This window comes from Burkholderia sp. AU38729 (genome assembly GCF_020419725.1).
GTDB lineage: Bacteria > Pseudomonadota > Gammaproteobacteria > Burkholderiales > Burkholderiaceae > Burkholderia.
Genome location: NZ_JAIZQO010000008.1, coordinates 31,362 through 43,530 on the forward strand (window position 1 = coordinate 31,362; position 12,169 = coordinate 43,530).

The 12,169-nt window shown below is 70.8% G+C and carries 13 protein-coding genes; 6 read left to right on the forward strand and 7 right to left on the reverse strand.

The annotated features are described in order from the left end of the window. Positions 1–32: 32 nt before the first annotated feature. Complete coding sequence (locus LGM56_RS21245; RefSeq protein WP_089495761.1) at positions 33–524, reverse strand: Lrp/AsnC family transcriptional regulator; 492 nt, start codon at positions 522–524, stop codon at positions 33–35. A gap of 112 nt (positions 525–636) precedes the next feature. On the opposite strand from LGM56_RS21245, the gene LGM56_RS21250 reads away from it, so the two are divergent. Then, positions 637–1,539 carry a DMT family transporter gene (locus tag LGM56_RS21250; RefSeq protein WP_226206715.1) on the forward strand — a complete coding sequence of 301 codons (903 nt, stop codon included), beginning with the start codon at positions 637–639 and terminating at the stop codon, positions 1,537–1,539. Positions 1,540–1,806: 267 nt separating this feature from the next. Here LGM56_RS21250 and LGM56_RS21255 read toward each other — a convergent pair whose 3' ends face one another. The 4 genes from LGM56_RS21255 to LGM56_RS21270 are packed head-to-tail and all read right to left on the reverse strand — an operon-like array spanning position 1,807 to position 4,449. Next, entirely contained in the window at positions 1,807–2,019 is a 213-nt protein-coding gene (locus tag LGM56_RS21255; RefSeq protein WP_011353411.1) for a DUF1289 domain-containing protein, read from the reverse strand. After that, positions 2,016–2,522, reverse strand: coding sequence for a YbaK/EbsC family protein (locus LGM56_RS21260; RefSeq protein ID WP_226206716.1), 507 nt, complete (start codon positions 2,520–2,522; stop codon positions 2,016–2,018). Before LGM56_RS21260 ends, LGM56_RS21255 begins: the two co-directional genes overlap by 4 nt. 26 nt (positions 2,523–2,548) lie before the next feature. Continuing rightward, positions 2,549–3,481, reverse strand: coding sequence for a hydroxymethylglutaryl-CoA lyase (locus LGM56_RS21265; RefSeq protein ID WP_226206717.1), 933 nt, complete (start codon positions 3,479–3,481; stop codon positions 2,549–2,551). Between the two features lie 26 nt (positions 3,482–3,507). Beyond that, positions 3,508–4,449 (reverse strand): 2-hydroxyacid dehydrogenase, encoded by a 942-nt coding sequence (locus LGM56_RS21270; RefSeq protein WP_226206718.1) that lies wholly within the window; start codon positions 4,447–4,449, stop codon positions 3,508–3,510. Positions 4,450–4,769: 320 nt separating this feature from the next. Between LGM56_RS21270 and LGM56_RS21275 the strand changes: the two genes are divergently transcribed. Beyond that, positions 4,770–5,393 carry an RBBP9/YdeN family alpha/beta hydrolase gene (locus LGM56_RS21275; protein WP_174985398.1) on the forward strand — a complete coding sequence of 208 codons (624 nt, stop codon included), beginning with the start codon at positions 4,770–4,772 and terminating at the stop codon, positions 5,391–5,393. A gap of 228 nt (positions 5,394–5,621) precedes the next feature. Here the strand turns inward: LGM56_RS21275 and LGM56_RS21280 are convergent, their stop codons facing one another. Then, positions 5,622–5,909: a hypothetical protein gene (locus LGM56_RS21280; RefSeq protein ID WP_089495758.1), complete on the reverse strand. Its 288-nt coding sequence runs from the start codon at positions 5,907–5,909 to the stop codon at positions 5,622–5,624. A gap of 553 nt (positions 5,910–6,462) precedes the next feature. Between LGM56_RS21280 and LGM56_RS21285 the strand changes: the two genes are divergently transcribed. The 3 genes from LGM56_RS21285 to LGM56_RS21295 are packed head-to-tail and all read left to right on the forward strand — an operon-like array spanning position 6,463 to position 10,460. Then, positions 6,463–7,218, forward strand: a complete 756-nt coding sequence (locus LGM56_RS21285) for a (2Fe-2S)-binding protein (RefSeq protein ID WP_226206719.1) — start codon at positions 6,463–6,465, stop codon at positions 7,216–7,218. A gap of 18 nt (positions 7,219–7,236) precedes the next feature. Next, positions 7,237–8,238: an FAD binding domain-containing protein gene (locus LGM56_RS21290; protein WP_226206720.1), complete on the forward strand. Its 1,002-nt coding sequence runs from the start codon at positions 7,237–7,239 to the stop codon at positions 8,236–8,238. Beyond that, entirely contained in the window at positions 8,235–10,460 is a 2,226-nt protein-coding gene (locus LGM56_RS21295) for a xanthine dehydrogenase family protein molybdopterin-binding subunit (RefSeq protein ID WP_226206721.1), read from the forward strand. The genes LGM56_RS21290 and LGM56_RS21295 overlap by 4 nt, the downstream gene beginning before the upstream one ends. A 9-nt stretch (positions 10,461–10,469) precedes the next feature. Here LGM56_RS21295 and LGM56_RS21300 read toward each other — a convergent pair whose 3' ends face one another. Next, on the reverse strand, positions 10,470–11,390 hold the full coding sequence (locus LGM56_RS21300) for a LysR substrate-binding domain-containing protein (RefSeq protein WP_226206722.1): 921 nt from the start codon (positions 11,388–11,390) through the stop codon (positions 10,470–10,472). Between the two features lie 111 nt (positions 11,391–11,501). Here LGM56_RS21300 and LGM56_RS21305 point away from each other — a divergent pair, with 111 nt between their 5' ends. Next, entirely contained in the window at positions 11,502–12,140 is a 639-nt protein-coding gene (locus tag LGM56_RS21305; protein WP_226206723.1) for a glutathione S-transferase family protein, read from the forward strand. Positions 12,141–12,169 lie beyond the last annotated feature (29 nt).

Here is a 12,169-nt window from a genome sequence, read left to right on the forward strand (position 1 = left end):
ACGTCGGCGGCGCGGCGCGCGTGCCGCCTCGTTCAGCGGTGCGCGGCGTCGTCCTCGACGAGCGGCGGCAGCCGGCGCGGCACCGGTGTCGACTTCACGATCGCGGTGCTCGTCTCGGCGCGCTCGGTCACTTTCGACAGGATGTCGTCGAGGTGCGCGATCGTGCGCAGGTAGAGCCGGCAGATGAAGCAGTCGTCGCCGGTCACCTTGTCGCACTCCACGAACTCGGGAATCCGCCGCAGCATCTCTTCGACGAGATGCAGCTGGCCGGGCAGCGGCTTCACGCGGACGATCGCCTGCAGCGTGTAGCCGAGCGCGCGCGGGTCGAGCTCGACGGTGAACGCGGCGATCACGCCCTGCGCCTCGAGCCGCCGCACGCGGTCGGCCGTCGCGGGCGCCGACAGCCCGATCTGCCGGGCGAGTTCGCTGGTGGCGATGCGCGCGTCGTCGGCCAGCGCCGCGAGAATCGCGCGGTCGGTCGCGTCGAGCGACGCGACGGCGGGCGGGGAAAGGCGTTTCGGCATGATCGCTTTGCTTTCGAAGGTGAATCGGTCGATTCACTTCAGTTTAGCCGTGGTTGCCGCGAAAGCAAGTTTCTAGAATCGAAGTCATCCACTCTTCTGAACGGAGTTCACGATGGCTTCGAATGAAATTCGCCGCGGCGCCGCCGAGATGGTCGTCGCGATGATGATGTCCGGCACGATCGGCTGGCTCGTGATGTCGTCGCAGCAGCCGCTGACGAACGTCGTGTTCTTCCGCTGCCTGTTCGGCGCCGCGACGCTCGCGATCGTCTGCGCGGCGTTCGGGTTCCTGCGCCGTGCACTGTTCTCGCCGCGGATGCTCGCGCTGGCGATGCTCGGCAGCGTCGCGATCGTCGCGAACTGGCTGCTGCTGTTCGCCGCCTATTCGCGCGCGTCGATCTCGATGGCGACCGCCGTCTACAACACGCAGCCGTTCATGCTCGTCGCGCTCGGCGCGATCGTGTTCCGCGAGCGGATCACCGCGTCGACGCTCGCGTGGCTCGCGCTCGCCTTCGTCGGGCTCGTCGCCGTGGTGCGCGTCGAGCCGGCCGTGCTCGCGGTGCCGGGCGAATATCTGGAAGGTGTTGCGCTGTCGCTCGGCGCGGCGTTCCTGTATGCGATCTCGTCGATCGTCACGAAGCACCTGAAGGGCACGCCGCCGCATCTGCTCGCGTTGCTGCAGGCCGGCCTCGGGATCCTGCTGCTCGCGCCGTTCGCGCACTTCGGCACGTTGCCGGCGACCGCCGGACAGTGGCTCGACCTCGTCGTGCTCGGCGTCGTGAACACAGGTCTGATGTATGTGCTGCTGTACGGCGCGATCCAGAAGCTGCCGACCGCGATGACCGGCGCGCTGTCGTTCGTCTATCCGGTTGTCGCGATCGTCGTCGATCGCGTCGCGTTCGGGCAGACGCTCGCGTGGACGCAGGTGGTCGGCGCGCTGCTGATCCTGCTCGCGGCGGCCGGCGTGAATCTCGGCTGGCGCATCGTGCCGGCCCGTCGTGCGGCCGTCGGCCACTGAAACGGTCGTGCGATTCGGCGAGCCGCTACGGGGCAGCGCAGCCGCTCGTCGAATGCGTATTTCAGGCGCGCGTATTGCGGGCAGCGGGTGCGTACATGGCGAGCAAAAGTCGTGCGCGCACACGCGTGGAAGACGCTGTAAGAAGTTGTAGGGAAACACCCGATGCGATGCGGCCGCGTCGCTCGTATGATGCGGGCTGTGACGTTGATCACGTTCACAGGATTCCGATCTCGATGCCGTTCGCCTGTCAGGCTGAACGGCTTTTTTTTATGCGCCGCTTCTCGCCAGCAGACGCCGCCGCGCATCGAGCCGCGCGAGCAACGCGCGCCGCGCGTCGTCGTCCGACGCACGCCATCCCTTGATCTCGTCGCGCGTGCGCAGGCAGCCCGCGCACCAGTCGGTGCGCGGATCGATCCGGCATACGTCGGTGCACGGCGACGCGACCGTGCCGACTGGCACCGTCACCGGCACGTCGCTCATGCGGGCTCCCGCAACGCGACGTCCGCGACCGGCGCGCCCGTCAGCGACACGAGTTCGTTCGGCGACAGGTTGAACACCGCGTGCGGATGACCGGCGGCCGCCCACACGCTGTCGAGCTCGAGCAGGTCGGCGTCGATCAGCGTGACGGGTTCGACGAGATGGCCGATCGGGCAGACGCCGCCGATCGCATAGCCGGTGTTGTCGCGCACGAACTTCGCGTCCGCGCGGCCGACCGCGCCGACTTGCGCGGCGACCTTCTTCTCGTCGACGCGATTCACGCCGCTCGCGACCACGAGCACCGGCGCGCCGTCCGACTGGCGGCGAAACAGGATCGACTTCGCGATCTGCGCGACCGAGCAGCCGAGCCCGGCCGCGGCTTCGGCCGACGTCTTGCCGGTTTCGGCGAGCATCACGATGCCTTTCGCATGGCCGCGCTCGCGCAGCAGCAGCGCGACGCGTCGCGCGGAATCGGGGAGGGAATCGAATGAAGCAGGTGTCGTCATGTTGAGGAATCCATCGAATACCGGGGTCATACGCAGTTCGCGGCGTCGGCCGCGCTCTGCGCCTTGGCGAGCAGGGCGCGACCGGCGCGCGACACGTTCGCGCGGCCGATCGCGTTCGAGATGAAGTCGCCGGCGGCGACGACCTGCGCGAGGTCGATGCCGGTGTCGATGCCGAGGCCCTGCATCAGGTACAGCACGTCCTCGGTCGCGACGTTGCCGGTCGCGCCCTTCGCGTACGGGCAGCCGCCGAGGCCCGCGACCGACGCGTGGAAGATCTCGATCCCTTCGAACAGCGCCGCGTAGATGTTCGCGAGCGCCTGGCCGTAGGTGTCGTGGAAGTGGCCCGACAGGCGTTCGCGCGGGAACACGCGCGTGACGGCCGCGAGCACTTCGCGCGTGCGCGTCGGCGTGCCGACGCCGATCGTGTCGGCGATGTCGATCTCGTCGCAGCCGAGCGCCGCGAAGCGCTCGACGACGTCGACGACCGATGCGACCGGCACGTCGCCCTGGTACGGGCAGCCGAGCGTGCACGACACGCTGCCGCGCAGCCGCAGGCCCGCATCCTTCGCCGCCTTCGCGACCGGCTCGAAGCGCGCGATGCTCTCGGCGATGCTGCAGTTGATGTTCCGCTGCGAAAACGCCTCGCTCGCCGCGCCGAAGATCACGACTTCGTCCGCGCGCGCCGCGACCGCATTCTCGAAGCCCTTCAGGTTCGGCGTGAGCACCGAGTACACGGTGCCCGCGCGGCGCTCGATGCCGGCCATCACGTCGGCGCCGTCGGCCATCTGCGGCACCCATTTCGGCGACACGAACGACGCGGCCTCGACGTTGCGGAAGCCGGCGTGCGACAGGCGGTCGACGAGCGCGATCTTCACGTCGGTCGGCACGAAGGTCTTCTCGTTCTGCAGCCCGTCGCGCGGGCCGACTTCGACGATCTTGACGGCGGTGGGGAACGTCATGGTTGTCTCCTGGTGTGCTTGTAGGTTCAGTAGCCGCGTGCGTAGTCGACGATGCCGCCGACGCGCTCGCCGCGCTCCAGTGCACGGATCTTGCCGGCGATCTGGGCGATGGCTTCGTCGCGCAGCGTCTCGGCCGAGCTGTGCGGCGTGATCGTGATGCGCGGCGCGTGCCAGAACGGGTGGTCTTCCGGCAGCGGCTCGCGGTGGAACACGTCGAGCGTCGCGGCGGCGATCTGGCCGCTCGCGAGCGCGTCGAGCAGGTCGGCTTCGACGAGATGCGCGCCGCGCGCGACGTTGACGACATACGCGCCGGGCGCGAGCCGTGCGAACGTGCGCGACGCCAGGATGCCGTCGGTGTCGGGCGTGCTCGGCAGCAGGTTGACGAGCACCTTCGCGCCGTCGATGCACGCATCGAATGCGCCGTCGCCGGCGAAGGTCGTCACGCCGTCGAGCTGCTTCGCGCTGCGGCTGTAGCCGCGCACGGGCAGGCCGAGCACGGCGAGCGCGCGCGCGACCTGCGCGCCGAGCACGCCGAGGCCGAGCACGGCGACGGTGAAGCTGGCGCGCGCATGCGGTTCGAGCGGTTGCCAGCGGCGCTCGCGCTGCAGCACTTCGTATTCGTCGAAGCGGCGCAGGTAGCGCAGCACCGCGTGCGTCACGTATTCGACCATCTGCTGCGCCATGCCCGAATCCTCGAGCCGCACGAGCGGCACGTGGCGCGGCAGCGTGCCCGGATGCGCGTGCTCGAGCGCGAGGAGCGCGTCGACGCCGGCACCGAGGTTGAAGATTGCGCGCAGGCCGTCGCGCGGGGCGAAGAATTCGCGCGGCGCGCGCCAGACGAGCGCGTAGTCGGCGGCGGCCGTGTCGCCTGGCTGCCACGCGCGCAGTTCGGCTTCCGGCAGCGCATGCGCGATCTGGTCGCGCCACGCGGCCGCTTCCTGGTGCGGGGAATGGAACAGGATCTTCATTGGATGACGGCGCGCGCGCTGGCGAGGCGCGTCGCGGGAACGGCGAGCGGGGCCGGGCGCGGCGCGCCGGCGAGCGTAGCGGACATCGGGCGTCTCCTGACGACCGGGCGCCCGGCGCGTCGGCGCCCGGCCCCGGTTCCGTGTGAAGCTGACGGGAAGCCCACATTCTACGGTTTCGCGGCGCATCGCGCGCCGGTGCGCGGAGCAGGCGGACGCCCCTGCTGGCCCGCCCAATTAAAAGCAAAGCACAAAATATTGGTTCGGCCGCCGCGGACGCCGCGCCACAATCGAATCCCGTCTTCAAGCAAGCGAGGGCAATCATGCGCGCATGCAGCAAATCGGCGTGGCCGCCGCGGCTCGTCACCGTTCCGGGCCTGCACGGCAGCGAAGGCGCTCACTGGCAGACCTGGCTCGAACGGCAGTTCCCGCGCTCGCTGCGCGTCGAGCAGGACGACTGGGACGCGCCCGATCTCGCGCGCTGGGCGCAATCGGTGCGCGCATTGCTCGACCGCGAACGCGGCCCGTTCGTGCTGGCCGCGCACAGCTTCGGCTGCCTCGCGGCCGCGCATGCGCTCGCGCAGTGGCCGCATACGGGCGATGTCGCGGGCGTGCTGCTCGTCGCGCCCGCCAGTCCGAAGAAATTCACGTTTGCCGGGCCGTTCGACGCGCGCCGGCTCGCCGTGCCGTCGATCGTGATCGGCAGCGAAACCGATCCGTGGATGCCGCTCGGCGACGCGCGCACGCTCGCGCAGCATCTCGGCAGCGCGTTCGTGAACCTCGGCGACGCGGGGCACATCAACACCGCGGCTGGCTTCGGGCCGTGGCCGCGCGCGAAGTACTTCATCGACACGCTCGTCCATTGCGCGGCACCGCTGCGCTTTCGCGACGCGGACGACGGCTTCGAGGCCGCGCTCGTCGACCGCGCGCTCGCGCACGCGGTCTGACGGGCGGGCGGCGCGTGCCGCGCGCCGGCGCGCTTACGCCGCGGCGACGGGCCGCACCGCCGCCGGATCCGAATCGCTCGGCCGGCCGGGCTCGGCGTGGCCCGCGAGGTGGCGCGACGTCATGCCGTTTGCGCCACCGCCGACCGTGACGTCATGTCAGCGACGCCTCCCAACGAATGCCCACCGCTCTCCCCGAGCGGGTCCGACTCCTATCGCGTGGTGACGGGATCAGCCCGGCGACGACGCGGCCGCGCTGGAGGCGGCTGCATTCGCGGCGGGCTTCGCATCGTCGTCGTCATCGGGCGGGTAGTGCACGACGGGCGGCGCGAGCGGCGCGGCATCGGATGCGGCGGTATTCGCGCTTGCGTCGCTGTTGAACGCGCTGGCGGCGCCGCTCGATGCGCCGCCGGCCTGCTGCGTGGCGTCGGTCGCGTTGGCGTCGTGCGGCGCGTCGTCGCTGCACGCGGCGACGAAAACGGCGGCACACAGAACGACGGCGACGAAAACGCGACGCATGACTTCTCTCCTGGCAGGCTGATCGGGAAACGTTTTCGAGTATGCCGCCGCGATGCGACGTTTCGGTGAATCGTTTGCAATTCTGGCCTGATCGCGAAGCGTTTTCGTCAGGCTGACCGAATGCTGTCGCGGCGATCCACCGGCACGCATGGCGGAATTTTCCAGCAGAGGCGGATGCTGCGCGCATTTACACGGCGCGCGATGCCGCGACCCGGCCACGGCGACGCGGGCACCCTGCGCGGCATCGTAAATACGACCGGCAATTTGCGACCGATGCGCGGCCGGCCACGCCGAAAAACCGGGCGTTATTGCCACTTCGTCAGCGAACGGCCGGCCGCGCGCCAGCGTGGCGTCATGGCGGCGCGATCACCGCCGACCCGGCCCGTCTGCCGCCCGGTGCGCGCCGCGCACGGTAGCCCGCGCTGCACCTGCATGCGGCCTCCGCAGTGTCGCGGCACCCGAATTGCTCCTTGCCGATGCGTGCGCCGACCGCGCTGCCATCCGGGCACGCGGCGCACCGCCGCGTCCATCAACCATGGAGCTCGCAGAAGTCATGTCCAGCGATCGATCCGATTCTCCGTCTGCCGAACCGCCGCGCGACGCCCCGTCGCCGCTCGGGCCCGGCCATTCAGCGGCGCTGCCGCCGTTGCCGCACGAATTGCCGTCCAGTGCCGCGCGGCGCCGCTTCCTGCAATCCGCGGCGGCTGCCGCGACCGTCAGCGCCGCATCGCACGTTCATCCGCAGCCGTCGTACGCGGCATCCACGCCGGCCGCGCCCCGCCGCGATACGGTGCCGGCGCAGCCCGCGCGTTTCGACATCAACGGGCGCGCGTACACGCTGCAGCTCGAACCGCGCGTCACGCTGCTCGACGCACTGCGCGAATACGCCGGGCTCACGGGCACGAAGAAGGGCTGCGATCGCGGGCAGTGCGGCGCGTGCACGGTGCTCGTCGACGGGCGGCGCATCAACGCATGCCTGACGCTCGCGGTGATGCACGAAGGCGCGCGGATCACGACCGTCGAAGGGCTGGCGCGCGGCGGCGTGCTGAGCCCGGTGCAGCGCGCGTTCGTCGAATGCGATGCGTTCCAGTGCGGCTACTGCACGTCCGGCCAGCTCTGCTCGGCGACCGCGCTGCTCGACGAGTTCGCGGCGGGGGCCGGGAGCGCCGCCACCGACGACGTGCGGCGCCGTCCCGCGCAACTGTCGGACGACGAGATCCGTGAGCGCATGAGCGGCAACCTGTGCCGCTGCGGCGCGTACCCGAACATCGTCGCCGCCGTGCGCGCCGCGCACGCGGCGCGCGGCTAGCCGACGGAGGGCACCGCAATGGAAGCGATCTCCTACGAACGCGCGACCGACGTCGCCGGCGCCGTGCGCGCGGCGCTGCGGCCCGGCGCGGCCTTCATCGGCGGCGGCACGAACCTGCTGGACCTGATGAAGGGCGGCGTCGCGCGGCCCGTCACGCTCATCGACATCACGCGCATCGCGGGCCTCGATACGGTCGATGCGCTGCCCGGCGGCGGCCTGCGCATCGGCGCGCTCGTGCGCAACAGCGATGCGGCCGATCATTCGCGCGTGCGCGCCGACTATCCGCTGCTGTCGCAGGCGCTGCTCGCCGGCGCGTCCGCGCAATTGCGCAACATGGCGACCGTCGGCGGCAACCTGATGCAGCGCACGCGCTGCCCGTATTTCTACGATCCCGCGTTCGCGCAATGCAACAAGCGCGAGCCGGGCAGCGGCTGCGCGGCGATCGGCGGCCACAACCGGATGCACGCGATCCTCGGCGCCAGCCCCCAGTGCGTGGCGGTGAACCCGTCGGACATGAGCGTCGCGCTCGCCGCGCTCGACGCCGTCGTGCAGGTGAGCGGCCCGCGCGGCGCGCGGCAGATTCCGATCGCATCGTTTCACCGCTTGCCGGGCGATCGTCCCGACCTTGACACGACGCTCGAACCGGGCGAGCTGATCACCGCGGTGGACTTGCCGCCGCCGCGCTTCGCCGACCATGCGCACTATCTGAAAGTGCGCGATCGCGCGAGCTACGCGTTCGCGCTGGTGTCGGTCGCGGCTGCGCTGCGGATGGATGGCCCGCGTGTCGCCGACGCACGGATCGCGCTCGGCGGCGTCGCGCACAAGCCGTGGCGGGCGATGGAGGCGGAAGCGCATCTCGCGGGCCGCACACCGACCGACGCGACGTTGCGCGAGGCGGCCGCGCTGGCGTTGCGCGACGCGCGTCCGCTCGACGGTTACGGCTTCAAGGTCGCGCTCGCGCAGCGGGCGATCGTCCGTGCGGTCGAAACGGCAGCCGCCATGCCGGGAGGTGCAGCATGAACACGATGACGGGACAACCGCTGGACCGTGTCGACGGCGTGCTCAAGGTGACGGGCGGCGCACACTACGCGGCCGAATTCTCCGATGCGCGGCTCGCGCACGCGGTGCTCGTGACGAGCACGATCGCATCCGGGCGGATCGAGTCGATCGATGCGGCGCGCGCACGTGCGATGCCGGGCGTGCTGAGCGTGATCACGCATGAGAACGCGATGCGGCTGCCCAACGGCGGCCGGCCGCCGTTGTCGCCGCCGGCCGGGCGCCGGCTCACGTTGCTGCAGGACGACACGGTGCGCTACAGCAACGAACCCGTCGCGGTCGTCGTCGCCGAAACGCTGGAGCAGGCGACCGACGCCGCACATGCCGTGCAGGTGCGCTATCGCGCGACCGATGCCGTGGTGGATTTCGCGCTGGCGAAGCGCTGCGCGCGCGTGCCGCCGAAGCAGCAGGGCCGCCCGATGGATACGCAGCGCGGCGACCTCTATGCGGGCCTGCGCGAAGGCGCGGTGCGCGTCGACGCAACCTATACGACGCCGATGCAGCACCACAACCCGATCGAGCCGCACGCGACGATGGCGCGCTGGGACGGCCCGACGCTCACGCTGCACGATGCGACGCAGGGCGTGTCGGGCGCGAGCACGGCGGTGGCCGCCGTGTTCGGCGTCCCACCGGAACACGTGCGCGTGATTTCGCCATTTCTCGGCGGCGGCTTCGGCTGCAAGGGCTCATCGTGGTCGCACGTGTCGTTGTGCGCGATGGCCGCGAAGCAGGTCGGGCGCCCGGTTCGTCTCGCGCTGACGCGGCCGCAGATGTTCGGCCCGGTCGGCGGTCGGCCGTTCACCGAACAGCGCATCGTGCTGGCCGCCCGCCAGGACGGCACGTTGACGGCGATGCGCCACGACACGATCGCCACCACGTCGACGTTCGAGGACTGGATGGAGATGTGCGGGATGCCGTCGCGGATCATGTACGCGGTGCCGAACCACGCGACCACGCACCGGATCGTGTCGCTGAACGTCGGCACGCCGACGTTCATGCGTGCGCCGGGCGAGGCGTCGGGCTCGTTCGCGCTGGAATCGGCGATGGACGAACTCGCGTGGCGGCTCGGCATGGACCCGGTCGCGCTGCGGCTCGCGAATTACGCGGCGGTCGATCCGCAGGACGGCAAGCCGTGGTCGAGCAACAAGCTGCGCGAATGCTACGAGGTCGGCGCGCGGCGCTTCGGCTGGTCGCGCCGCACCGGCACGCCGCGCACGATGCGCGACGGCGACACGCTGATCGGCCTAGGGATGGCGGCCGCCACGTATCCGGCGAACCGCAGCGAAGCGTCGGCGCGGGCGCGCATCTTGCCGGACGGCACGGCCGAAGTCGCGTCGGGCACGCAGGACATCGGCACCGGAACCTACACGGTGATGACGCAGGTCGCGGCCGATGCGCTCGGCTTCTCGCCGCGGAACGTGCGCTTCGCGCTCGGCGATTCCAGCCTGCCGCGTGCGCCGGTATCGGGCGGCTCGCAGTCGGCGGCGAGCGTGGCGCCGGCCGTGCGCGAGGCCGCGCTGCAGGCGCGCGCGAAGCTGATCGCGCTGGCGGTCGCCGACCCCGGGTCGCCGCTGCACGGCACCGCGGCCGGCGACGTGACGGTCGACAACGGCTGGGTCGTGCATCGCGACGAGCCGTCGCGGCGCGATCCGGCCGCGGCGGTGATCGCGCGTGCGGGCGGCCGGCCGATCGACGCGCAGGCGACGACCAAGCCGGGCGACGAGAAGTCACGCTATGCGTCCCATTCGTTCGGCGCGGTGTTTGCCGAAGTGCACGTCGACGCCGAGCTCGGCACGATTCGCGTACCGCGCATCGTCGGCGTCTACAGCGTCGGCAGCCTGCTCAACGCGAAAACGGCACGCAGCCAGTTGATCGGCGGGATGGTGTGGGGGCTCGGCACCGCGCTCGAGGAAGGCTCGCATCTCGACGTACGGCACGGCCGCTTCACGAACGCGAATCTCGCTGAATATCACGTGCCCGTGAACGCAGACATCGGCGAGCTGGATGTGAGTTTCGTCGACGAGCGCGACACGCATTTCAATCCGCTCGGCGTTCGCGGCATCGGCGAGATCGGCATCACCGGCGTGCCGGCCGCGATCGCCAATGCGGTCTTTCAGGCGACCGGCGTGCGGGTGCGCGATCTGCCGATCACGCTCGACAAGGTGGCGATGCCGATGCGGGCGTGAGCGCCGGCGTCAGCGCCGCGGCGTCCTGCGCCGCACCTCGCTGCGCAGCCAGTCGAGCCACGTGCGGATCGCCGCTTCGTGAGGATGGCCGGGGCGCCACACGACGTAGTGCGCATACACGTCGGTCACGCGCACCGTCGACACGCGCACGAGCGTGCCGTTCGCGAGTTCGGGCTCGATCAGCGAGCGGCGCGCGAGTGCGACGCCGCGCCCCTTCAGCGTCGCGTCGATCAGCGCATTCGGATCGGTGAAGCGCGGCGCGCGCGCGGATTCGGTGAGGTCGAGCCGCGCGGCCTGGAGCCACGGTTCCCACGGTTGCGCGGGATGGCGCAGCAGCGTCGCGCGCACGAGATCGGCCGGCGCGCGCGGTGCGATGCCGTCGCGATTGCGATACGCGGGGCTCGCGACCGGAAAGATCGTCTCGTTCATCAGCTTCTCGGCGACGACGCCCGGCCACGTGCCGGGCCCGTAGCGCAGCGCGACGTCGATGCGGTCGCGCTTGCGCAGCGGTGCGAGCGCCACGTCCGGGTGCAACACGATCGCGATGCGCGGATGCGCGGCCGCGAAGCGCGGCAGGCGCGGCGCGAGCCAGCGCTCGGCGACGCTCGGCAGCACGCTGACGTTCAGCGTGACGTCGCAGGTGCGCGGGCGACTGCGCACGGCGAGCGCCGGCTCGAACGCACGCTCGAGCACGCTGAGGCCCTGGCGTACCTGCAGGGCGAGCGCGTGCGCGGCGTGCGTCGGCGTCGCGCCGTTGCGCTCGCGCGTGAAGAGCGGATAGCCGAGCTGCGCCTCGAGCGCGCGGATGTGCTGGCTGACGGCGCCTTGCGTGAGCGCGAGTTCGTCGGCCGCGCGCGTGAAGCTCTGCAGCCGCACGGCGGTCTCGAACGCGCGCAGCGTCTGCAGCGGAGGAAGGTGGATGCGTCGCATGCGGGTATTAGTAACACTAATGTCCGAGCACGACAATTCATCGTTTGCGGCGGGCAGGCACGCGTTCCTACACTCGGTTCCGTCTTCCACAGCCTCGTCGGGCCCCCCACCATGAACGCCTATCGTCTCTATCTTTCGCCGGGCGCCTGCTCGCTTGCCGCCCACATCGCCCTGGAGGAAACCGGCGCGCCGTTCGACGTCGAGATCGTCTCCGTGCAGAAGCAGCAGAATCTCGAGGCGCGCTATCTCGCGATCAACGCGAAGGCGCGCGTGCCGGTGCTCGCGATTCCAGGCGAGCCGCACGTGCTGACCGAAACGCCGGCGATCCTCACGTATCTCGCGCGCCGTTATCCCGATGCGCAATTGCTGCCGCTCGGCGATCCGCTGCGCGAGGCACGGTGCCACGAATGGCTCGCCTGGCTGGTCGGCTGGGTGCATGGCGTCGGCTATGGCGCGCTATGGCGGCCGGGCCGCTTCATCGGCGATCCGGCCCTGCATGGCGAGGTCAGCGCGCACGGGCGACGCACCATCGAAGCCGCGAACGAAACGATCGAAGCCGCGCTCGCCGACGGCCGCACATGGGCCGAGCCGGGTGCGCATTCGATCGTCGATCCGTTCCTGTTCGTGCTGTATCGCTGGGGCGTCGCGATCGGGCTCGACATGACGCGGCATGCGGCTTGGACTGCCCACGCGCAGCGCGAGGCCGAGCGGCCGGCGTCGCGGCATGCGCTGGCGCGCGAGGCGGTCTGACGGATTGCGCGGGCGTCGTGGCGTGCGCG